Source organism: Edaphobacter flagellatus, assembly GCF_025264665.1.
In the GTDB taxonomy this organism is placed as follows: domain Bacteria; phylum Acidobacteriota; class Terriglobia; order Terriglobales; family Acidobacteriaceae; genus Edaphobacter; species Edaphobacter flagellatus.
Window position 1 is genome coordinate 3,224,529 of the sequence record NZ_CP073697.1, and the last position, 22,998, is coordinate 3,247,526.

Here is a 22,998-nt window from a genome sequence, read left to right on the forward strand (position 1 = left end):
CTTGACAACCTTTCAGGATCCAAGTAAATAACTAAAAGGTTATATAACCTGCGAGCTATGGTATGCAGTCACTGAATCGATCGATGAAACCGAATCTCGATATCATTTTCGCGGCGCTTGCCGATCCGACACGCCGGGCCATCGTTGCCCGGCTTGCGGAGGGCGAGGCGTCGGTTGCGGAACTGGCAGAGCCGTTTGCGATGAGCCAGCCTGCGGTCTCGAAGCACCTGAAGGTGCTGGAACATGCCGGGTTGATCTCGCGTGGACGCGATGCGCAACGCAGGCCGTGCAGGCTTGAGGCGGAGCCGCTGGCCGAGGCGAATGCGTGGCTGGAACGCTATCGCGAGGCATGGGAGCAGAACTTTGCGAGGCTGGATTCCTTGCTGGAAGAATTGAAGGCCGAAGAGGCACAGCCAAGAAGCGTAAAGACACGACAGAAGAGAAAGAACCACAGAAAGCACGCATAAGGACGTTCATGGCACGGTACGTTTTCGAAACGGATTTCAACCTAAGGAGAGAGAGCAGATGCTAACGAAAGAGACAGGAAAACTGAAGCTGGCCGCGATGGGCGACCGTGAGGTTGTGATCACACGTGAGTTCAAGGCATCACGCAAGCTGGTCTATGCCGCGTTTACCAATCCCGATCTGGTGAAGCGGTGGCTGGCCGGGCCGGAAGACTGGGCAATGACGGTCTGCGAGATCGATCTGCAGGTCGGCGGCTCATATCGCTACGAGTGGAAGAAGGCGTCCACGGGCGAAACGATGGGGATGGGCGGCGTCTACAAGGAGATTATTTCCGACGAGCGCATCGTGGCGACTGAGAAGTTTGATATGGCGTGGTATCCGGGCGGCGCGACGGTGACAACGTCATTTCGCGAGGGTAGTGGCGTGACTACAGCAGAAACGCGTGTGCTGTATGACTCAAAGGAGGCTTGCGAGATGGTGCTGCGTTCGCCAATGGATGTGGGCATGGAGGCGAGCTATGCGCGTTTGGACACATTGCTGGAAACGAAGTTCGCCTGAAAACAGAATGCCGATGCGGTGCTGTGCAGGTCGTGTCGGCGTTCTCGTCTGTAAGCAGCTATGACCAGCTACGCAGACCAGCTGCGTAGTGCGATCACAGCGTTGAGCCCACCGAAGGCAAGTGAGTTGGAGATCGCAACGGTTGGGCCCGTAGGGCGTGGCTCATTGAGGATGACGTCGACGTTGAGCGAGGCGTCGGGTGCGGTGACACCGGCAGTCTGCGGGAGTCGGCCTTCTTGCAGTGCGAGCACCGTGGCGAGTGCTTCAAGCGCGCCGCTGGCTCCGATGGCATGGCCGTGCAGCGATTTGGTGGAGCTGAGCGGAATCTGTGAAGCGCGTGCGCCGAAGACCTGGTGGATTGCGGCGGATTCCGTCGCGTCGTTGGCCTGAGTTCCGGTGCCGTGTGCGTTGATATAGCCCACCTCGTCCGGTGAGATACCGGCATCGGCAATGGCCTTGCGCATCGCGGCTGCGGCGCCTTCGGCCTGAGGCTGCGTGATGTGGTTGGCGTCGGCAGACATACCGAAGCCGATTAGTTCCGCGAAGATAGTGGCGTTACGTGCCTGCGCGGATTCCAGTGTTTCGATAACGAGCATCGCAGCGCCTTCGCCCAGCGTCATGCCGTCGCGGTCTGCGGCGAAGGGCTTGCACTGCGTGGGGGAGACGACTCGCATGGAGTCCCACGCGCGATAGAAGCCCCAGCTCAGCGGAGCTTCATGCCCTCCGCAGATAGCCGCAGTCGACATGCCGGAGCGCACCATGTGAAAGGCGAGTCCGATGGCGTGCGTTGCGGAGGCACAGGCAGTGGAGATGTCGAGCGTTGGGCCGGTGATCTTCAGATCGATCGAGATATTGCTGGCTCCCGCGGACGACATGGTGCGCACGATGGTTAACGGATGCGCACGGGCATTACGCGTGTAGAGGTTTTTGACTTCGCTCTCTTCGGACGAACGGCCACCGCAGGCGCAGCCCATGATGATGGCGATGTCGCCGGGAGCGTGATGCTTTGTCAGCTCGGCCTGCTGCGCTGCCTGACGCGCAGCGACGATGGCGAAGTGCGTGTTGCGGTTGCTGGCGGAGATGATGCCTGAATCGAGGTGCTGGGCTGGATCAAAATCGAGTACCTGCGCAGCCTGCGTGTAGCGGACACCGGGGTCACCGTCGGGTGCGTCGGGAACATTCGCGATGCGGGAGATGCCGGTTCTTCCGGAGAAGAGCGATTCGCGGAATGCGGAGACGGAGGAGCCGATGGGGCTGACGCAGCCGAGACCTGTGATGACAACGCGGTTCACGTTCGAGAGCCGTCTCCTGTGGGTTACGACGTGGCTGCAGGCGCGGAGCCGGCTTCTTTGGCCTCGACGAGCTGCTTGACGCCGTTGACAACATCGCCGACGGTCTTGAGCGAGCCGAGAGCATCGTCGGGAATCTCGATGTGGAACGCCTCTTCAACCTCGAAGGAGATGTTGATCTTATCGAGCGAATCGATATTGAGCTCTTCGAAGGTGGTGTTGAGATTGATATTGTCTGCGGGGATGTTCTTGGCCTTGGCGATGATCTCAATAGAACGTTTTGTAATGTCGTCCATGGTCTCTCCCCCTTTCTGGTTGCACAAAGTTACCGGGCCGCCAGAGACAGTGTAAAGGCAGTATCAGGAATTCGCTATGTCCTTGCATCGCATGAGGAACCTGACTGGTTGCTACCACTGAAGCAGAACCAGCTCGGAGCAGAAGGCCGGTCCCATGGCGGCAAGGATAGAGTACGTGCCAGGCTTGCCGGGGTGCACCTTGAGGTAGTCCTCGAGTACAGCCAGAACGGAGGCTGCGGAGAGGTTGCCGACTTCGCGAAGACTCTTCCAGGAGGGAGCGAGGGCGTCGGCTGGCAGACCGAGCGACTTCTGCATGGCCTCAAGCACTTTGGGGCCGCCGGAATGGAAGATGTAGGTCGAGATGTCGTCACGCGTGAGATTGTTGTCGGCAAGGAAGCCTTCAACGTTGCCGAGCAGGTTCTCTTCGACGACCTTTGGCACGTCAGGCGAGAGGACGATACGGAAACCGGTGTTGACGATGTCCCAGCCCATAACTCGCTCGGTGTTGCGGTAGAAGGTGGAACGCGTAGCAAGCACGCGGGGGCCGGTGCTGCGTTTAGCGAGCGGAGTCTCGGCGCCGGCGAGGACTACAGCGGCTGCTCCGTCGCCGAAGAGTCCGCAGGAGATGAGGTTCGCGATGGACTGGTCGTCGTCCTGCCAGGTGAGCGAGCAGAGCTCGACCGAAAGCAGTAGCGCGTATTGGTCGGGAAAGGCGCGAACGTAGTCGGAGGCGCGCGAGATCCCGGCGGCTCCTGCAACACAGCCCAGGCCGAAGATCGGTGTGCGCTTGACGTTGACGGAGAAGGGCAGCCGGTTGATGAGCCGTGCGTCAACGGTCGGGCTGGCGATGCCGGTCACCGAAGCGAAGAAGATGGCACCGATGTCTTCAGGAGAGATCTCGGCGTGGTCGAGCGCACGGCAGATAGCCTGCTGGCCGAGATCGACGGCGGCTTTGATCCAGGCATTGTTGGTTTTCTCGAAGGTGTCGAGAGACGGATAGCTCTCAAGCGGGAAGACAGTATTGCGGAAATCGACACCACAGTTAGCAAAGAGGCGCGTCAGCAGACGAGGCTCTTCCATTTTGTGCTCCCAGCGGCCGCGGAGGGCTTCGGCGATGACAGATTGTGGATAACGATGAGGAGGGTAGGCAGTTCCGACCGAGGCGATGCGCATGCTTGATAGAAGCCCTTTTTCTAGTTCGTGGTGACAGCCAATGTAAGGAATCGCAAACGTGAATTGATGCCACAAGCGTACATGTTGCAGAGGAAAAGCGGTTGAAAAATTTGCGAAGGGATGAGAATGTGCCCGTTTTCCGCAAGTCCTGGTCAGTGGATACGAGCCAGCTCCCGGTCATACAGGGCGTTCAACGGGAACTCTTTTTTGAGATCGATCAGAATGGCGCGGGCCTCCTGTGGACGGTTCTCGCGTAGTGCGGCAACGGCGAGCATCATGCGGGCAAACGGAGCCAGATAGTAGCCCTCTCCAGCGGTGAGCTTCAGCAAGCGAATGCCTTCTTCGCGGCTGGTTTGTGCTCCTGTCAGGTTGAGCAGCCAGCGCAGCGGAGCGAATTTCAGGCTGAGCATGTAGTTCTCCACGCCGGAGGCGAGGTAGGCATCGTACATGTGCGGATCGGCAGCCAACACCTGTTTGGAGTAGGCGCTGGCCTCTTTGCTGTAGTTGAGTGCGGCCAGGTCCTTCTTGTCGATCATCAGGGCGTAGTCGGAGCGCATGCCGCTGACCAGCGTTTTGACGTAAAGCGCGCGAGCATCGCGAGGATTGCGTTTGAGTACTGCGTCGGCGAGGTTCGAGGCCTGATTAAGACGATCCTCAAACGATTTGCGAACGTTGGGATCCGGCGTGAGACGGTTGCGACTGTCGAACCGGTCCTGGTTGGCGAAGAGCTCGACATCAATCACGTGAAGGCGCTCGAACTCGCCAAAGAGGAAGGCCGCGGCATCGGAGACAGGCCCCATTGGATCGTCAGGATGATGATTCATCCATTGCTGGAATTTCACGTGAGCGTCGTTGAATCGCAGGTTGTACATATCGCGGTAGCCATCGTCGAGTGGCGTACCCGAGAGTGCAGCTGCGGCATGCGCAGCGGGAAGAGCGATGAACAATAAAAGGAGTGACAAGATGCAGGAAAGAGAGCGCTGTGATCCGGCATAAGTGAATGCAGTCTGAGTGGAATGGTTCAACATGTTTTGAGCTGACCGTATCACCTTTCCATGCTCCATCCTGTTAGATGGCGAATGTGGCCTGTGACAACAGGTTAACAACTCTGATTCTGGAAAGAATCGGCACCGCCTGTCCATAAAATTCCCTATTACCTTGCAACGTTTTGCATGATTTTGCGCTCTCGATGTCACCAAGTGACTGAAAGCATAGCCCCTTCAGTTTGGAAGGCCATATGCTCTTACCTTCTTAGAGAAAGCCCATAAACTGCCTGCTATCCGTCCCCAGGGGCCATATTGACCTTCCGGAGGCAAGGCAGAACCTTTGGAGGGTTTAAATATATGAAGTTTCACTCGAAGCTAGTTGCTCTAGCAGCTGCGGTTGTACTAGGCACGACTTTTGCGGCAGCTGACACTATCACTTTAGGGAGCTACGCGACGATGAACGGCGCAGGAGGTTCTGCTCCGTCAACACTCCCCGACAACACCGCTGTAATGTACTCCAAGAGCAATACTTACAACATTGGTTCTGGCGCCAGCTCCACCTGGGCTGCTGCCGGACCGAACTCGAGCTGGGTTTCGTTCGATCCTCAGTCGGGGCCTACAGGCAACAGTGTTGATCCGAACGGTATTTATACATACACCTCAACCTTTACAACGACCGGCGGTAACTATAACGGCTATTTCTCCATCCTCGCTGATGATACGGCTGACGTTTACCTGAATGGCGTCAAATTGATCAGCGCAGGCACGATCGGAGGAAACTCCCACTGTGCGGACGGTACGCCAAACTGCTTGACGCCGGCTACCTACTACTTCTCAAACTATAGCCTGCTGAGTGGCGTAAATCTGCTAACGATCGACGTCTACCAGACCAACCTTGTCTATCAGGGCATGGACTTTTACGGTTCGCTGACCACAACTCCAGAGCCTGGTACGCTGCTGATGCTCGGAACCGGATTGCTGGGTTCGGCAGGGCTTCTGCTTCGCAGAAAGCGTGCATAGTTTTCAAGATTCCTGCGGAGGTGCCGGGAGCCCTTCTGCAGGAGAGATGGTCCTTCAGTGGATCCAATCAAAACAGTGCGGAGATCTTCTCCGCACTTCTTTTTTGCCCGGCAGATTATTTGTGCCGCTCAGACGGCCGTTGAACTGGGCTCCATACGCCGGGTAAAGCGATCGATGAGGTGACTCAGCGGAGACGCAAGAGCAGGTGGGCAGGCGTTAGCGATGATCTTGAAGCGGTTGCCGTCTTCGGGCTCCAGCATTTTGAAGATGTAGGCGAGCACAAAGAAGACGGTCATGGCAGTGATGCCGCCGCCAATGAGTCCGCCAAGAGGCGAGAGATGCGAGGCGACAGCGTAGGCTGCGAGCGAGGCGGTTGCACTGATCGCAGATAGCTTGAAGAAGAAGCTCCAGGGAAGCTGGATGTGATACTGGCGGATGCCGATGGCCCACATCAGGCCGATAGCCGTGATCTGCGCGGCACCACTGCCGATACAGGCCCCGAGTGCTCCATAGTGCGGGATAAGAGACCATGCGATGGCTACGTCGACAAACGAAGCAAGGATGGTTGTCATGATGAAGTACTTCTGCTGTTCTGTGCTTTCAAACAGGCTCTGAATGGGGCCGAGAAAAGCTTTTGGCAGGCAGAGCAGAGGAGAGACTGTCGCTACCAGCAGCGCGCCGACATACTGTTTGCCATAGAGCACTAAAAGCACCGGCGCTGCCAGAGGTACGGCGATGACGTGCATCGGGATGGAGATCAGCGCAATGTACCGCGCTGCCGAAGCAGCCATGGCAGGCAGCCGGCTTCGGTCACGGCCGAACTGCGCGAGGATACTTGCTCCAGAGGCCGCGGCGAAGATTGTGGGAAAGAGCAGCAGGCGCTCCGCAAGACCGATGGCAACGGAGTAGAAAGCTATTTGCCGAATATCGAGGGAGCGATGCTCCAGAAGAAATATCTCCGAACGGTCCCATACGATGAGGGCCAGCAACATTCCCACTACGCTTTGCAGGCCGAAGCGCACCATCCGCGCGCGAAGATCAGCCGGGGGATGGGCGTGGCCGCTGTCCCAGGTCAGTACGCGGCGCACGGTGGGGAAGAAGCGCACCAGGAAGTCCACCATGCGCATAGCAAACATTGCGAAAGCGATGCCGGTGACTCCCCAATGAAAGAACACTGCCGAGAGTGTGAGGATGAAGTAAGTCGCCGTGGAGGCAAGAGAGGCAGGTAGATTCGCAGAGAGGTTTTCCGACGCCACATTTGCCTGCGCCGAGATGAAGTTCACCATCGCAGGCAGAATGCCGCATACCAGCAGCAGCGCTGCAACGCGGTATTGGGCCGGAGCTCCGTGCAGCACCCAGACGACCGCGCCGAGCGTGGCTACACTCGCAAAGATGGTCTGCGTGATCAGAGTGCGGAAGTAAACAAACCGCGCGGTGGAGTAGTCGCCGCCCCCGATGTATTCGGCCAGGTATTTTCGCGTCGTCTCCGGGAGGCCAACGGAGCTGAGGCTGCTGATGATGGTCGTCAGCCAGCTGACATAGACGAAGTAGCCCATCCTGGCCGGCCCCAGCGTGCGGGCAATGGCAATCCCGGTGATCAGCGAGGTGACAAGGCCGATCAGATTCTCGAGGCCATACCAGGCCGTATTGCGGGCGATGGTTTTACTGTTCACATAAGTCCTGAGAGCATTGAACCGGGTCTGAAGTCTGGAAGCTCAGACCCGGAGGTAAGCGGTCCATCAGCTCTGGCCAAGCGCCTTTTCGGCGTCTTTCGCGGTCTGCGTGTTTGGGGCCAGTGCCACTGCTTTCTTAAGATGCAGGGCAGCGTCGGAGCTGTTGGCGAGTTTACTGTACGTCATTCCCAGGTGGTAATGCATGGCGGCACTGTTGGGATCGACTTTGAGAGCATCTTCCAGCAGATCGCGCGCCTGCGTGTAGTTGCCTTTCTGGTAGTACGCCCATGCCAGCGTATCGGCAGTGCTGGGTGAATTGGGCATGTTGCGGCGCGCTGTCTGGGCCAGCGAGAGAGCGACGTCCAGGTTCTGGCCGGTCTCCATCATCAGGTAGGCGAGATTGTTCGCGGCGATGGGCTGCTCCGGTTGAATTTGAAGGGCCTTCTTGTAGGAGGCCATTGCCGAATCGCGATCGCCCTGCGCTTCCTGAAGGCTGCCAAGAATGGTGTAGGCCGAAGGATCGTTCGGATGGTCGTGAACCCATTGCTGCCACTTGCCGAGCGCCTTGGGCGTATCACCTTCCGCGACGAGCGCATGCGTGTAGGCAACGACAGCCGAAGGATTGTTGGGGTTGAGCTGCATAGCCTTCTCGGCGCTGGCTAAAGCGCCCGCCAAGTCTCCGTTGCGTCCCTGCAGATCGGAGAGCAGGTTATACATATCCGCGTTCTGCGGGGATTTGGCAATCTGCTCCTGCACACGAGAGATGGCTTTCGCGGGCTGCTTTTCCGACAGATAGGTCGCAGCCAGTAGGCGCAGCGCAGAAGCCGAGTTGGGGTTGTGCGCGAGCGTCTGTTCCAGCAGTGCGCGACCTTCGGTGCCATTGTGCTGGGCCAGACGAAGCTGGGCGAGCTCGAAGTATCCGTTGGAGTTGTTGGGATCGACTTTCATGGCCTGCTTGAAGTCGGCTTCGGCCTTGTCGAACTGCCGCTGGTTCGCCTCAGCCATGCCACGCCACAGATAGCCGTTGGGGGACTGTGGGTTGGCTGCGATCGTGCTTTCGGCGACTTGCGCCAGAGTGGTGAAGTCATGACGCTCGATGGAGATCTGTGCCAGGCCTTCCTGCGCCTCGGTATTATGCGGAGCCAGGCGCGTCGCATCGTGGAATGCCTGCTGCGCGGCGGGAATATCGCCCTTGGCGCGCGCGGCGCGGCCCAGCCAGATCTTGACCAGGGCATTCTCCGGGTTGGCTTTGGAGGACTTCTGCAGTGCGTCGAAGGCGTCGCTGGCCTTGCCGTCGTTCAATAGCAGTGAGCCGTTGAGGATCGCGATATCGGGCAGCGTAGGATCGGCAGCGACAAGTTGCTGGACGACCTCGCGCGCTTTGGGAAGGTCCTTCTTCATGAGGAGAAGGCGTGCGTAGCTGATCTTGATTGGCGTGCTCTTCGGATGCGCAGAGAGAAGATCGGCGTAGACGCTGACGCCGTGATCCACCTGTTGTGTGCGAACGAGATAGGTGGCCAGCAACCGCGCGGCGTTGGTGTCGTCGGGTAAATCGTCGGCTGCCTTGCGCAGAGTCGCCTCTGCTTTGGCGGCGTTGTTCTGACGAAGATAAAGTTCGGCGAGACCCGAGCGTGCAACGACGCTCTGCGGGTCGGCGGCAACGGCAGCGTTCATCTGATCGAGCGCGCCATTCAAGTCGCCTTTGTTCTGCAGCATCGAGGCCAGCACCAGATGCGAGCCGACGTTCTTGTTGTCCAACGCGACAGCCTTGCGCAGCTGCTCTTCAGCCTGGCCGGCAGTGGTGGGGTTTGCAGCCTGCAACACGCCAAGCGTGGTGTGGAAGTCTGCGCGATTGGGATCGATCGAAAGCGCCTTCTGAATGTCGGTGAGTGCGGTGGCCTGATCTCCCTTGCGCGCGGCAACGCCGGAGAGAATCGCATAGGCATCGGCGTTGTTGCTGTCGATAGCGAGGATGGCATTGGCCTGTGCCTCGGCCTTGTCAGTGGCATTGCCCGCAAGCAGCAGGTTGCCTAGATCGGCGCGCGCTTTCAGGTTGTTAGGAGCAAGATCGACCGTGCGCATCAGCTCTGAGTAGCCGGGCATCGTGGAACCCTGTTTGAGCAGAACCTTCGCCAACTCGTAATGCGCATCCGCGAAGTTGCGGTCAACCTTGAGCGCATTCGAAAACTGGATGGAGGCTTCCTTCAGCTTGCCTTCATCGGCGTACCGCTTGCCGCTCTCGAGATATTTCTGCTTCTGTTTGTTCGGATCGCGGGAACAGCCGGTAGCGGAGCCCAGCGTCAGTGTGGCCGCCAGCATGGCGACGGTGAGGCGAAGTGCTGCAGGTGACATCTTCATGATGCGATTCCTCAAACTACCTTCCATTCTCGAAATGTTGCTTATGCTGCGCGGCCTTAGTTCGGAATGAACTGAGGCAGGTAAGGGGTCATAAGGCCCGTGAAGCGAACGGCGCGGGCACGTGCTGCATCGACTGTTTCTGTGCCGGAGATCGGGGTGATGACGCGGACCAGCGCGCCGTCGGTACGGTTGTAGCGGATAGCGTCGGCAAGCATATAGGCCTTGGCGCGGTATTCATTCGCGACGCTGCGGCCGTGGGCCTGATACCAGTAGATGACGAACTGTCGCGACTCTCCGTTGTTGATGATGTATTCACCGACATTGAAGGGCTTGCCGTTGATATCGGCAATGTTGGTATAGCGCGAGGACTCAAACGTCCATCCCGCTCCAGGCAGGCAGTGCTGCGGCGAATGGATCGTCTGGCCGGTGCGCTGCGTCGCAAAGTAGCCAATAAAGAGGCTGACGGGAGCAATATCGGATGATCCTGTTTGCGGCACATACAGCCGATTGAGGAAGTCCCCCTTGCCGAGGACGGTGAGGGTCTCGTCATCGAGCGGGAAGTCGCGTGCGTTCATTCCGTCAATCGTCAGAGGCATCATGCTGAGCGGCAGGCTGTGCGGCACATTATCTGCGTCGCGGCGATGCAGTAGCAGGCCGAGCGTGACAAGCATGAGCAATGCGATGGTCCAGAAGCGAGGCGATTTCATGCAGCCTCCTTTGTGGCCGGTGCAATCAGACTCATCACGCGATGCACCAGATAGAGACAGCAGAGTGAAACGACAAACATCACCCAGCCAGAGAACTCATGGAAGAAGCCGAGTGCCTTGTTGGGATCCCAGTACTGCACGCACAAGCCGGTTCCTACGATGCGGGCTACATTGGCTGCGACGGCAATCGGAATGCTGGCTAACGCGAGGATAATGCGACGACTGGTACTCTTCTCCAGGAAGTAGCCGTAGAAGACAGCCAGGGTGAAGAGGCTCATCAGCGAGCGAATACCACTACAGGCCTCGGCGACCTCGAGCTTCATCACAGGCAACTGGATAACATTGCCTTCCTGTAGAACGGGAACTCCCATGAGAGGAAGAACTGCACTGGCCAGCCGCGAAGCCAGAAGCTGCAGCGGAAAGGTGATCTGGTTGAAGATGATCGCCGGGAAAGGAATCGCCAGCAAAAGTACAAGAATAGGAAACAGCACTTCGCGCAGAATCGCCTTGCCGAAGAATATCCAGACGAGGCCGATGGTGAGGATGACAAATGAGACGCGCGAGGTGAAGAGGTCAACGCCGTAGATACCGAAGACAAGCGTGATGAGCCCGAAGACGACCAGTGGGAGTCCGGCCCATGACGGCTGAATTGGCGTTGCCGCGATCTTGTGCCGCTTGTCCCAGAGAAGAAAGAGAGAGAAGAGGGGAACCAGGAAACCGTGGGAGTAGTCGGCGATGTTATACCAGTCAACAACGAGCTTGATGCCGACGCGGAAGTAGAGTGCAACCAGCAGACCGAGGATAATAAGAAAGGGCAGCCAGAATCCGCGGGGAACCCGGAGTTGGGATACGGCCGTCGGGCCGCCGGATCTCATCTCTGTTTCAGAGATCGCGGGGGCGGTCTGTGTGCTTCCAGCCATCATGTGCGAGGAGTTGCGGTCCACGGAAATTCCTGTAAGCAATTAGTATGCCGCTAATTGAATTGTATTTGGCTGAAGTTTTGGCCGGGAAAACTGAAGGGGCAGAAGGAAGCCGACCATAGTTGTAGGGAAAAAGGGAAAAACATTTCCCATGTTGGCTGCCATTCTGCATACCATGAGAAGAGTTTTATCCATCCGGGAAAGCCCACCTTCCTGAGAGAAATTGGCAAGGAAGGGCGAATATGTCTCTCGATAGCCAATAGTAAAGGGTTTCTCCTTTTCTGCCAGGTTTGGCATGATATGTGCTGGTGTGCAATTGAATGCCCACAAAGGTGCTATTGGGCTCTCTGGTCCCGTCGTAGATCATGGATGGTTGATACGTTCAGAAGCAGAGACTTAGGCCCGCACCGCATCTAACGGGGTTACGCAGTAAAACCTTGGAAAGACCTCTCGCAAGGGGGAGAGTACATCAGGATGGTTGGAGAGCGAATGAGCCTGAAGAGGCGCAGCGGGCGATACAGGGGAGAGACAGAGGGTTCTCGTTCCAGAAAAATGAGAGTTCTAGCGCAGCAAGGATGCAGTATGGGGATGGCGGTCGTCTTGTTGGCGGCTGGCATTCCCATGCTTGCTCAAGCGGCTGATAAAAAAGCGGATACAGCGCCGCAGGTACAGTCAGCCCCAGCTGCTGCTACACAGGTGGCTGCTCCATCCGGTACCTCGGCGGGGGTCGATGCTGCACGCTACATCATTGGGCCGGAGGATGTGCTTCAGGTCACAGTCTGGAAGGAGCCATCGCTCTCCGGTTCGGTTCCGGTACGTCCGGATGGAAGAATTTCCCTGGTTCTGGTAGGCGATTTGCAGGCCGCTGGCAGGACTCCGATGCAGCTGGCCGATGACATTACTGTAAAGCTGAAGAAGTATATTCAAGACCCGAATGTCTCGGTCGTCGTGATGTCGGTCAACAGCCAGAAGGTCTTTGTCATTGGTGAGATCAGCCACGCCGGTCCTATCGCGATGACGGCGGGGATGACGCCTCTTCAGGCGATTGCAGCTGGCGGAGGACTGAGTCCGTATGCCAATGCCAAGAAGATTTACATCCTGCGTGGCGATCCTGGGAAGCAGCAGAAGATTCCCTACAACTACAAACAAGCCTTGAAGGGGGATAGCTCCCAGAACTTCGAACTGAAGCCAGGAGACACAATCGTCGTCCCATGAGATCACTGATAATGAAGCGAATTTCTATCTCGACGATGCTGCTGGCTGCGTTTGTGACCAGTGTTCCTGGCTTTGGCCAGGCTACTCCAACAGCCCAGGCAGGCATTACGGCAACACCGGCTGCAGCTGCGGGACCGCGCATCTCATGGCTGGACGGGACCGTCCACTATGGGCTAAGCGCGACGGAGCTGCTCCAGTTCGGCTACTACGGCGCAAACAACGTTACCAGCACAACCGCCCTTTCGGGCAATGTCGGCTATGCGAACCTAAGCCAGACCCATCCGTTCATGATGCTCTATTCCGGTGGTGTGTTGATTGGGCAGGGCGGACAAGGAACGACGACCTTTCAGAACATTGCGCTCTCACAGTCCCTTGTGAAGGGCCGGTGGATTCTCGGTGTTAACGATTCATTCAGTTATTTGCCGCAGTCTCCGACGGCGGGAGTGTCGGGAATTGCCGGTGTAGGGCAGATTGGAACGGTGCCGATTCAGGGACCGTCCTATGGCCCGACTGGCGGCGTCCTGACCTATTCGGGAAACCGTATCGGCAACACCGTAGGAGGCGACATCGAGCGCCTGTTGACGGGAAGAACGTCCATCAGCGGTCAGGGTTCCTGGTCGGTTCTGCACTTCATCGATGACAATGCCGGGCTGGACACGACGACCACGACGGGACAAGTTGCCCTGAACCATCGGTTCGACCTGCGCAACTCGGCTAGCCTGAGCGGGGTGTATTCGACCTACAACACGACGGGCCTCTTTCAGAATCTGCCCGGCTTCCCCCGCAATAATGTGACGTATCAGACCAAAGGGCTGAACGCAACCTATCAGCGGATGTGGACGCGCTCTCTTTCCACAAACATTTCTGCTGGTCCGCAGTGGATCTCAAGCTCGGCGGCTCAGCTTGTTCCCAATCGTCTCAATGCCTATGTAGATGCCGGGCTGAACTATAACCGGGAGCTGACGAACTACGGTATCCATTACAACCACGGCGTCAATGCGGGATCGGGTACGTTTGCGGGCGCGGAAGCGGACAGCATCTCTGCTTCGGTGAACCATACCTTCAATCGATACTGGGCGGCTTCAGCGTGGGTGAACTACACGCGGACCACGGGGCTGCTGGTGACGGCGCCTGGCGGCGTTGCAACGAATGGTGCCGTCAACACGGAGTATGGAACGATTCAGGTCACGCACGGATTTACAAGGACGATCTCCGGGTATGTGAGCTATTCGGCACAGAACCAGGATGTGAACAGTTCGCTGGCTTCGCAGAATATCTTCAGCGGCCTTTCGCATACGGTTGGTTTTGGAGTTTCATGGACGCCGCGGTCAACACGCCTCGGCGACTTTTAGGAGTAAGCAATGTTAGGACATCGCGCACTGACGCTGGACGACTATCTCGCAATCCTGAAGCGGAGAGGGTGGATCATTGCCGTTCCGGCCGTGCTGCTGACGCTGTTGGGCCTTGGGCTGAGCTACGTTGTGCAGCCGAAGTACGTTTCGCAGACGTTGGTGCTGGTGGAGCAGCAGAAGGTTCCCGAGGACTATGTCAAGCCGATTATTGAAGAAGACCTGACAGCGCGTCTGGCTTCGATGAAGGAGCAGATTCTGAGCCGCTCGCGCCTGCAGCCGATCATCGAGCGCTTTAACCTGTACGGCACCAAGAACATGACGATGGACGACCGCATCGACCAGGCGCGGAAGGACATCAACATCAAGCCGATCCATTCGGAGATGGCACGTACCGGTGGCCTGCCGGGCTTCTATATCTCCTTCACTGCCTCAGACCCGCGCATAGCGCAGCAGGTATGCGGCGAGATTACGTCTTTGTTCGTGAGTCAGAACCTGAACGCCCGCGCACAATCGGCTGAAGGTACGACGGACTTTATCAAGGGCCAGCTTGCAGACGCCAAGCGCGCGCTCGATGAGCAGGACGCCAAGCTGGCTACTTTCCAGCAAAAGTATATGGGGCGGCTGCCGGGTGAAGAGACGACCAACATGAACATGATGACCAGCCTGAACACGCAGCTGGATGCTGCGACACAGCAGCTGGCCCGTATGGAGCAGGACAAGAGCTACGTCGAAGCGATGCTTGCCCAGCAGCAGAGTATCAGCATGCCCACGGCCGGAGGATCGACGACTTCCGTCAGCGCGCAGCAGACCGAGTTGCAGACGCTCCAGACCGAAGAGGCTGATCTGACGAAGCGTTATACCGATGATTATCCCGATGTGGTTGCCGTGCGCCGCAAAATCAAGGATCTGCGCGCACAGATGGCTGCGACGCCCGCGGCTGCGCCAACATCGGTAAGTTCGGCACCCAGCAGAACGGACTCTCCTGGCGTGCAACAGCTTCGTGCTCAATTGAAGGCACTGGAGCAGGGTATCTCGCAGAAGCGTCATGACCAGGCAGCGATCGAAGCGCAGATTCGCATGTATCAGGGCCGCATCTCCTCCAGTCCGATGGTGCAGGAAGAGTACAAGAATGTGACTCGCGACTATCAGACGGCGCAGGCCTTCTACGACGATCTGCTGAAGAAGATGAACGCTTCAAAGATGGCCACCGACCTCGAGCGGCGGCAGCAGGGAGAGCAGTTCCGCATCATGGACGAACCAAATCTGCCGGATGAACCAACCTTTCCGAAGCGTGGTCTCTTTATTGGCGCGGGTCTTGCTGCCGGACTTTTTCTGGGCTTCATCATCGTGGCCTGGCGTGAGTATCGCGATACGGCTCTTCGCAGCGAGCGCGATGTATGGGCTTTCACCAAGCTGCCTACGCTGGCCGTGATCTCGTTCACAGGCGATGTCGATCCGCTGAAGCCGCGCGGTGGTCTCTTCGGACGCTCGAAGCCCGATCTTCCGGCTTCGGCCAAACCATTGACGGATACGGGTGCCTAGCGATGTACAACAACTATTTCAAACTGCATACCAGCCCGTTCGGCACCAGCCCCGATCCGCGTTTTCTTTACATGATGCCGCACACGCGCGAGGCACTGGCCTGCCTGGAGTACGGGATCTCGGCTCGCAAGGGGTTTACGGTTCTCACCGGCGAGGTAGGTACGGGCAAGACGACGCTGCTGAAGCGCGCCCTGGCTTCTTTTAGCGGACGCCGCATTGCAACCTCGTTCGTCTTCAACCCACGGCTTGAGGTGTTGGACTTCCTCGAGTTTGTGCTGACCGACTTCGGTATTGTTCCTACGACGCGCACCAAGTCTGGGATGCTGCTACAACTCAACCGCTGGCTGATCGAGCGCTTCCGTATGGAAGAGACCTGCGTTGTTGTCGTCGATGAGGCGCAGAATCTCTCCTGGGAACTGCTCGAAGAGATTCGCCTGCTGACCAATCTCGAGACGTCGTCAGAGAAGTTGTTGCAGATCGTTCTCTCCGGCCAGCCTGAGCTTGAAGAAAAACTGCGTCACCCCAGCGTCCGTCAGCTTCGCCAACGCGTCGCTTTGTGGTGCCGCACGCAGGCTTTGACCGAAAAGCAGACCATCGCCTACGTGGGCGAGCGTCTGCGGCTTGCTGGTGCGACGACGCAAATATTTACTCCAGAGGCTCTGGAACGGGTCCATCGTTACAGCCGTGGCATTCCGCGCATTATCAATCTGCTGTGTGAGCACTCGCTGATTGTGGCGTACGTGGAACAGGTACAGCAGGTCACCGGCGAGATCGTGGATGGTGTTGCTGTGGAGCTCGAGTTGGAGACGCAGCCATTTTTGATCTCTTCGACTGCCATGGGCAGTAGAGGAGTTGAGCCGTTGCGCGCCCAGGCAGAGATGTCCGGGTTGATGACGGCATTGGATGGAGACCCCAAGGGAAGGCAAGACCGATGAGCCGCATATACGAAGCACTCCAGAAAGCAGAGTCAGAACGGAAGGAGCGACCAGAGTCCAGGATATCCCCGGAATCCATGCCCTCCTTTGAGGCGATAGACCAGACTCCAGTTGCCTCCGCAGCTGTGGCGGAGTTCGATCAGACTGCGCCGTTTGTGGAGTCGAATTTCGCTGCAGCCGAGCCTGCTGCCACAGGAGGACTGCGCTTTGAGACCATCGCGCGCCATCCCTGGAATCCGTCGATCGACAAGCTGCCTGCTCTGCTGGATCGCGGCCCGTCGACAGAACAGTTTCGCAGCCTGCGCTCGCGTCTGTATGAAGCACGCGACATCCGTCCCATCAAGTCGATCCTCGTTTCGAGCGGCCTCCCGCAGGAAGGGAAAAGCTTCGTTTCGGCGAACCTTGCCGTCAGCCTCGCGCGACACAAGAATGCTCGCGTATTACTGATTGACGGCGATATGCGCCGCTACACCATTCACGAGATGATCGGCACCGCGCCAAGTCCCGGACTGGCGGATTATCTGGCCGGTAAGGCGACGCTTGAAGAGATCATGCAGCGCATCGAAGAACCGGAGACTCCGACGGCGAACAGATCGATCCTCGCGAATCTTGCCTTCATTCCTGGCGGTAACGGCGGAGATCGCGCCGCGGACCTTTCCGGCAGCGCACGCTTTGGTGAGCTTATCCGCACGGTGGCTCCCTTGTTTGACTGGATCGTTGTCGATTCATCGCCGGTGTTGCCGGTCTCCGATGCGGTGAATCTTGCCCGCTCGTGTGACGGCGTTCTGCTGGTGGCTCGGGGCGGTGTGACCAAGTATCCGGTCGCGCAGCGTGCGGCGGCGGAACTGAAGGCTTCCAACGTTCTCGGCTTTGTCCTGAACGCTGTGCACGACGCTCCTCAGGCAGGGAGCTACTACGGATACAGCGCCAACAGGGAGTAGAAGGGACGTCCCTGGCCAATGATTCGGTTATTCAATGTTTACTATCCGACTCGCACGATTGTGCTCTTATTGTGTGAGGCGGTGATCGTCAGTGGGTCCTTCCTGCTGGCGATGCTGGCGTTGCTGGGTCCGCTGAATACTTCGATCTGCCTGAGCTACGAGTACGGCTGGCTGAAGATCGCATCCCTTACGATCCTGACGCTGCTCTTCTCCTATTACTTTGATCTGTACGAGCCGCAGCGCATCTCCGAGCGATGGGAGATATATTTCCGCCTGCTGCTGGTGCTGGGCTTCCTTTCGTTTCTTCTCTCCGCCATCATCTATTTCTTTCCCGCAGTCGATATGGCGAACTATGTTCTGCTGCTGGGGCTGATGTTCCTGACGCTCGGCCTGCTGATCTGGCGCAGTGCCTACGAGTGGGTTATCGGACAGAAGATCTTTCGCGAGCGTGTCTACGTCCTCGGCGATGGTCCCCGTGCTCATACGATCGTCGACATGCTGAAGGCGCGTAAGGATGCAGGCATGGAGGTTGTCGGCTTCGGCAGTGTTCCTGTGGAGACAACAGACCGCAGGGAGCAATTCAACAAGTCGCTGAAGGCGTTGCGCGAGCAGAATCCCGGCATCAACCGTGTCATCATTGCGCTCGAAGACCGTCGCGGCCAGCTTCCCCTGCGCGAGCTATTGAAGCTGCGCTTCGATGGCGTGGTGATTGAAGAGTCTGGCGCGTTGCTCGAGCGGCTGACCGGCAAGCTGTATCTCGACGGCCTGCATCCCAGCAGCTTTATCTACAGTGAAGGCTTTCGCGTAAGACCCTCGCAACAGATTGCGCGGCGTCTGGTTTCGACGCTGGCCGCTGCCGCGGGTTTGCTTCTGTTTCTACCGTTCCTTCCGTTTGTCGTTCTAATGGTGCGGCTGTCGTCGCCCGGGCCAGTCTTTTTCAAGCAGACACGCGTTGGCATGGGCGGACGCAACTTTACCGTTTACAAGTTCCGCACGATGCGCACCGATGCCGAAGCGAAGGGAGCGAAGTGGGCGCAGCTCAATGACCCCCGCGCTACAAAGGTCGGTAATTTTATGCGTAAGGTGCGGCTCGATGAAGTGCCGCAGCTCTGGAACGTGCTCAAGGGCGATATGGGCTTTGTTGGACCGCGTCCTGAGCGTCCGGAGTTTGTGCCGGAGCTCGCGGAGAAAATTCCCTACTTCGATCTGCGACACATGATTCGCCCAGGACTTACCGGCTGGGCGCAGGTGCGCTACGGTTACGGTGCTACGCTGGAGCAGGCGCGCGAGAAGCTGGAGTACGACCTTTACTACATCAAGCACATGACGCTCGGCCTCGATCTGCTGATCATGTTCGAGACCATCAAAACTGTCGTCAGGCGTCGGGGCTCGCAATGAGGTTGCTGTTCTGGCTCTCGTTTGCAGTGATTGCGTACACCTATGTGGGTTATCCGGCGATCATGTTTCTGATGGCGCGCTTTGCCCCATGCCGCTGGCGTAAGGGCAATTTCAACGCTCCAGTGAGCATCGTCATGGCTGTGCACAATGGAGCCGACAAGGTGCAGGCGCAGGTTGCGCATCTGATGTCGCTCGATCCGGAGCGCGTTCGCGAAGTGATCGTCGTCTCGGACGGTTCCAATGACGGCACGGCGGAGACGCTTGCAGGCCTGCAGGATGCTCGCCTCAAGAAGGTCATTCTTCCCGAGCAGGTTGGTAAGGCAGCTGCCTTGAATGCTGGGATTGCTCAGGCTGCTGGCGAAATTCTGCTGTTCATCGACATTCGCCCGAAGGTTGCTCCCGGAGCATTGGCGGAAATGATGAGCAATTTTGCCGATCCGAAGGTCGGCTGCGTCGCGGGCGAGCTGGTGCTCAACACCGATGGGCACGATGCTGCGGCTTCGGCGGTCAGCGGCGTGTATTGGCGCTACGAGCAGTGGATTCGCAACTGCGAAGCAGCGTGGGATTCGCCGGTTGGCGTCTATGGCGGCTTTTATGCGGCGCGCCGCAGCCTGGTGCAGAGTTTTCCTGCGGGGATCATTCTGGACGATATGTATCAGCCGTTGGCGATCATTCGTCAGGGATATCGCAGCGTACTCGACCGCTCGGCGATTGTTGTGGACACGTGGCCGGGCAAGGTTGCAGGAGAGTTTCAGCGTAAGGTGCGCACACTGGCGGGTAACTATCAGCTGTTGTCGCTCGCTCCGTGGACATTGAGCCCGCGCAATCGCGTTCTCTTTCAGCTGGTCTCGCACAAGCTGATGCGCCTTGTGGTGCCGTATTTCTTCCTGTTGCTGCTGTTGAGTGCGACCTGGCTTGGCGTGGACGATACTGCGTGGCGCGTAGTGGCTGCGGCGCAGTGGGCGTTCTGGCTGGCTGCGCTTGCGTCGCTGCGCGTGCACGTCCCGATTGTGCATCGGTTCGTGGCAGCGGGAGGCGCTTTGCTGGTGCTGAATCTTGCCGCGGTGGTTGGGCTCTACAAGTTTCTGTTTACTTCAGGGCCATTATGGAAGATCTGGTCGCCTGCATCTTCTGCCCGCAGTGTTGCTCGGCTTGAAGCGAAGGAATCTGCCTAATCCGCTTTATTTGCGTGGGCGCGTGTAGAGGTTCATGTATGCCTCGTACATGCGATCGAGCGTGAAGTTTTCGCCATAAGCGGTGCGTGCGTTTTCGGCGAAGGTCTCTCGTTGCGCCTGATTGGTAGCGATCTGAACGATTGCGTCGGCCATCGTTCGAACGTCATCGACGGGAGCTGTCAGGCCGGCGCGCGCGTTTTTGACGACTTCGGCCATGCCGCCAACACTGGTGACGACTGCGGGGACTCCAACGGACATGGCCTGCAGCAGCGACATCGGCAGGCCTTCGGAGAAGGATGTCATACAGTAGATGTCTGCGTCGGTGAAGAAGGCGGCGACGTCAAGGCGTTCGCCCCAGAAGGTGACTTGTCCGTCGAGGCCGAGCTCGTGTGAGAGTGCTTCGAGCTTTTCGCGCTCCGCGCCGTGACCGACGATCCACAGCTTGATGTTGGGGAGCTGCTGTTTTGCGGCGGCTGTGGCGCGCAGCAGCATCGAGAGATTTTTGATTGGAGCGAGACGTCCGACGAAGAGCAGCGTGAAGCCTTCTTTTGGATGTGCGTTCGCGGGCTCGACGGGATCGACTCCGTTATAGACGCGGACGATGCGGTTGCGCAGCGCGAGCGGCGTGTGGCGAAGGTTTTCGCAGGTGGCGTCGCAGATGCCGACGATCCAGTCGCAACAGCGGGCGACGAGGTTGTAGGCGATTTCTTCACCACGGTTGTATGGTGGCGCGACGAGGCTGTGGCGCGTGGAGACGATGCATTTTGCGCCTGCGATTCTTGCCGGAATCGCAGCCTGCAGCGTCGGTGCGGGATTGTGGCAATGGACGACATCGGGACGCAGACGGCGCAGCTCGCCGATGAAGCGTGTTAAGGTTTTCGGTAAAGGCGCTTCGCCGAGCACCTGAACAACAAAGCCTTCGGCGACGAGCGCTTCGCCCAGTGTGCCGAGATTGCTGTAGGCGATGACGGAGACCTCGTGTCCGTGCGCTCTTTGCAGGCGGCAGAGCTGCGCGACGAGGATTTCGGCTCCTCCCATCTCAAGGCTGTAGACGACGTGAACGATCTTCATGCGCTGCCGTGGCGGACCCCCTCCCCCCTCATCTGATCTTGTAAGCGATTTATTTTGAATAGCTTGCTCGATTTGCACAGGGCAAAATATTCAAAACAGAGGAGTTGAGGGTAAAAATATTGATTCGCAAAGAGTTACGTCTATCTTCCCCGGTATGGAGCCTTTGCTGACTGTTTTAAGTGTAGCAAGCCGGCAAGGGGGAATCGGCAGTTTTTTTCGGGTTTATTTGCTTTGGAATGAGTGAGTTGTGATTTAAGGGGGCTTGACAGCCATTTTTGCCCCAGATGGCGATGGTCGCGGCGCTCTACCGGCTCTGCTCCTGTCTGTACCCCAGCGAATAAGTTCGCAGGAAAGCCGGTCCCCGCTACGTGCTTCGCACTTCGCTCGGATGATGCGGTTTGCGATGGTTTAGTGCGGGAGCATGTGTTGGATGCGCAGCATGATGTAGACGATGAGAATGAGCACAACGGACCAGATGGCGGCATATCTGGCGATCTGGAAGAACTTCAGGCGCGGTGGGGCGAGGTCCTGATCGAGCGCCATGCGATAGATGGCTTGCACCATGCCTCCATAGATGAAGAGGGTCATGACGTAGGCGCGGGAGAGGAACCAGCCGGCGACGAAGTAGCCAACGAGGCTGACGAGCATGAGGCCAGCGATGCGTTGAATCTCTTCGGGAGGCAGCTTTTCGTCCTGCTGCTCGTTCTGGAGGTAGAGCGGGATGTCGTCTGCGGCGGATTCGCGCGTGTCGTGACGGGGAGAGAAGGACGCGGCGGTGGAGCGTGTGTCGGCGAGGTGGCCTGCGGGTTGCCAACGCAGCTCGGGGACGGGTTCGCGGCGTGCCGCATATGCCATGTAGGGCAGAGGCTCGTCGCTCTCGGCGGTTTCTTCTTTCTTTCCGGAGGCGGAGACGGAGGCATCGCGAAGGGTGGGCAGGATGAACATGAGCCACCAGAAGAGTCCGAACATGCCAAGCTCGGCGGCGCAGACGACGACGGTGTTGTGCGCGGTGATGATGAAGTATTCGCCGAAACGCTGGTAGCCGACACCGAAGAGGGGATGAGTTTTGATGAGCTCAAGGCCGGTGGACCAGGCTTCCATGCGATCGGCACCGGAGCCTACGGAGACGTCGCGGCCTCCGGTCCAGCCGACGAGGCTTCCGGCGGAGAAGAGTGCTGCGGCGATGATGGCTGCGGGGATGGTGCCGATCTTTTTGCGGAAGGCGAAGAGGACGACGGCAAGCAGAGCAACCATGCCTCCGCGGGAGTGCGTGAGGAACATGCCGTAGATCAGGATGGCGGTGGGCAACAGAACGAGAAAGAGGTTGCGTAATCCGCTGCCTTTGCGCCAGAGGAAGAAGAGGCAGGGGATAAGACTCGCCATGAGCTGGGCAAAGTCATTCGGGTCGTTGATGAAGGCGAGCCCGCGGAGCCGGATCAGGTACTGGCCTTCGTCGTTGCCCTGAGCGATGACGTAAGGGCTGTAGATGTTGCCAGCGTGAACGGCAGGAGCTCCGCGCGCGATCGTGAAGATACAGGCGGCGACCAGTGTGGCGACGACGAACTGAAGATGCTTCCGGGTACGGCAGTTGATGGCAACGAGGAAGAAGGTGAAGGCGTTGGGGATGAAGTTGAAGAGCGCTGCGGGAATGGAGCCGAGCCATCCGGTCATGACCATGGAGCAGAAGACGGCGACGGTCATGCCGCCAAGGGCGTAGCTCTGGGGGATGGTGAAGATTCTGGAACGCTGCAAGCCACCCAGCGAGGCGACAGTGGCCAGGAAAGCGAGGACGATCTCGATATGGAAGTCGGCGAGGGGACCCCAGAGCGTCTCGGGCGCGAGATACGCGGTGAAGATGTAGAGCAGAGTGAGGAAGAGTCCCATAGAAAGCCGGTGCATCCGGTGCGATACTTACGTAGATGCA

Annotated in this window: 21 protein-coding genes; 10 read left to right on the plus strand and 11 right to left on the minus strand. The window is 58.2% G+C overall.

All coding sequences use genetic code 11. From position 1 onward, the window contains the following. Positions 1-83: 83 nt before the first annotated feature. Positions 84-467: an ArsR/SmtB family transcription factor gene (locus tag KFE13_RS13445; protein WP_260703624.1), complete on the plus strand. Its 384-nt coding sequence runs from the start codon at positions 84-86 to the stop codon at positions 465-467. A gap of 58 nt (positions 468-525) precedes the next feature. Continuing rightward, positions 526-1,023, plus strand: a complete 498-nt coding sequence (locus KFE13_RS13450; RefSeq protein WP_260703625.1) for an SRPBCC family protein — start codon at positions 526-528, stop codon at positions 1,021-1,023. A 68-nt stretch (positions 1,024-1,091) separates the two neighbouring features. Here the strand turns inward: KFE13_RS13450 and KFE13_RS13455 are convergent, their stop codons facing one another. From KFE13_RS13455 to KFE13_RS13470, 4 genes are all read right to left on the minus strand, one after another. Continuing rightward, positions 1,092-2,315 carry a beta-ketoacyl-[acyl-carrier-protein] synthase family protein gene (locus tag KFE13_RS13455; protein ID WP_260703626.1) on the minus strand — a complete coding sequence of 408 codons (1,224 nt, stop codon included), beginning with the start codon at positions 2,313-2,315 and terminating at the stop codon, positions 1,092-1,094. Between the two features lie 23 nt (positions 2,316-2,338). Further along, entirely contained in the window at positions 2,339-2,608 is a 270-nt protein-coding gene (locus tag KFE13_RS13460; RefSeq protein ID WP_260703627.1) for an acyl carrier protein, read from the minus strand. Positions 2,609-2,719: 111 nt separating this feature from the next. Continuing rightward, a complete protein-coding gene (locus KFE13_RS13465) occupies positions 2,720-3,781 on the minus strand; it encodes a type III polyketide synthase (RefSeq protein WP_260703628.1) in 1,062 nt (353 codons plus the stop codon). 152 nt (positions 3,782-3,933) lie between these two features. Beyond that, entirely contained in the window at positions 3,934-4,743 is an 810-nt protein-coding gene (locus KFE13_RS13470; RefSeq protein ID WP_260703629.1) for a hypothetical protein, read from the minus strand. A gap of 381 nt (positions 4,744-5,124) precedes the next feature. Here KFE13_RS13470 and KFE13_RS13475 point away from each other — a divergent pair, with 381 nt between their 5' ends. After that, on the plus strand, positions 5,125-5,787 hold the full coding sequence (locus tag KFE13_RS13475) for a PEP-CTERM sorting domain-containing protein (RefSeq protein WP_260703630.1): 663 nt from the start codon (positions 5,125-5,127) through the stop codon (positions 5,785-5,787). 128 nt (positions 5,788-5,915) lie between these two features. Here the strand turns inward: KFE13_RS13475 and KFE13_RS13480 are convergent, their stop codons facing one another. The 5 genes from KFE13_RS13480 to KFE13_RS13500 form a co-directional block, all read right to left on the minus strand. Then, the gene (locus KFE13_RS13480; RefSeq protein WP_260703631.1) at positions 5,916-7,460 is read right to left on the minus strand and encodes an oligosaccharide flippase family protein; all 1,545 of its coding nucleotides are present in this window, start codon (positions 7,458-7,460) and stop codon (positions 5,916-5,918) included. Positions 7,461-7,526: 66 nt separating this feature from the next. Further along, positions 7,527-9,818: a tetratricopeptide repeat protein gene (locus tag KFE13_RS13485; RefSeq protein WP_260703632.1), complete on the minus strand. Its 2,292-nt coding sequence runs from the start codon at positions 9,816-9,818 to the stop codon at positions 7,527-7,529. Between the two features lie 56 nt (positions 9,819-9,874). Beyond that, positions 9,875-10,525 (minus strand): exosortase C-terminal domain/associated protein EpsI, encoded by a 651-nt coding sequence (locus KFE13_RS13490; protein ID WP_260703633.1) that lies wholly within the window; start codon positions 10,523-10,525, stop codon positions 9,875-9,877. After that, complete coding sequence (locus KFE13_RS13495; RefSeq protein ID WP_260703634.1) at positions 10,522-11,469, minus strand: exosortase/archaeosortase family protein; 948 nt, start codon at positions 11,467-11,469, stop codon at positions 10,522-10,524. Before KFE13_RS13495 ends, KFE13_RS13490 begins: the two co-directional genes overlap by 4 nt. Before the next feature lie 18 nt (positions 11,470-11,487). Continuing rightward, entirely contained in the window at positions 11,488-11,742 is a 255-nt protein-coding gene (locus tag KFE13_RS13500) for a hypothetical protein (protein WP_260703635.1), read from the minus strand. Between the two features lie 291 nt (positions 11,743-12,033). Here KFE13_RS13500 and KFE13_RS13505 point away from each other — a divergent pair, with 291 nt between their 5' ends. From KFE13_RS13505 to KFE13_RS13535, 7 genes are all read left to right on the plus strand, one after another. Next, positions 12,034-12,660, plus strand: coding sequence for a polysaccharide biosynthesis/export family protein (locus KFE13_RS13505; RefSeq protein WP_260703636.1), 627 nt, complete (start codon positions 12,034-12,036; stop codon positions 12,658-12,660). A gap of 11 nt (positions 12,661-12,671) precedes the next feature. Next, positions 12,672-14,012 carry a hypothetical protein gene (locus tag KFE13_RS13510; RefSeq protein WP_260703637.1) on the plus strand — a complete coding sequence of 447 codons (1,341 nt, stop codon included), beginning with the start codon at positions 12,672-12,674 and terminating at the stop codon, positions 14,010-14,012. 9 nt (positions 14,013-14,021) lie between these two features. Continuing rightward, a complete protein-coding gene (locus KFE13_RS13515) occupies positions 14,022-15,554 on the plus strand; it encodes a GumC family protein (protein ID WP_260703638.1) in 1,533 nt (510 codons plus the stop codon). A 2-nt stretch (positions 15,555-15,556) separates the two neighbouring features. Next, complete coding sequence (locus KFE13_RS13520) at positions 15,557-16,489, plus strand: ExeA family protein (RefSeq protein ID WP_260703639.1); 933 nt, start codon at positions 15,557-15,559, stop codon at positions 16,487-16,489. 77 nt (positions 16,490-16,566) lie between these two features. Next, positions 16,567-17,430 (plus strand): CpsD/CapB family tyrosine-protein kinase, encoded by an 864-nt coding sequence (locus KFE13_RS13525; RefSeq protein WP_260703640.1) that lies wholly within the window; start codon positions 16,567-16,569, stop codon positions 17,428-17,430. Positions 17,431-17,448: 18 nt separating this feature from the next. Next, positions 17,449-18,828, plus strand: a complete 1,380-nt coding sequence (locus KFE13_RS13530) for a TIGR03013 family XrtA/PEP-CTERM system glycosyltransferase (RefSeq protein WP_260703641.1) — start codon at positions 17,449-17,451, stop codon at positions 18,826-18,828. Next, positions 18,825-20,003 carry a glycosyltransferase gene (locus KFE13_RS13535; RefSeq protein ID WP_260703642.1) on the plus strand — a complete coding sequence of 393 codons (1,179 nt, stop codon included), beginning with the start codon at positions 18,825-18,827 and terminating at the stop codon, positions 20,001-20,003. The genes KFE13_RS13530 and KFE13_RS13535 overlap by 4 nt, the downstream gene beginning before the upstream one ends. A 6-nt stretch (positions 20,004-20,009) precedes the next feature. Here KFE13_RS13535 and KFE13_RS13540 read toward each other — a convergent pair whose 3' ends face one another. Continuing rightward, positions 20,010-21,074 carry a glycosyltransferase family 4 protein gene (locus tag KFE13_RS13540; protein ID WP_260703643.1) on the minus strand — a complete coding sequence of 355 codons (1,065 nt, stop codon included), beginning with the start codon at positions 21,072-21,074 and terminating at the stop codon, positions 20,010-20,012. A gap of 408 nt (positions 21,075-21,482) precedes the next feature. After that, positions 21,483-22,958 carry an O-antigen ligase family protein gene (locus tag KFE13_RS13545; protein WP_260703644.1) on the minus strand — a complete coding sequence of 492 codons (1,476 nt, stop codon included), beginning with the start codon at positions 22,956-22,958 and terminating at the stop codon, positions 21,483-21,485. Positions 22,959-22,998: the final 40 nt, after the last annotated feature.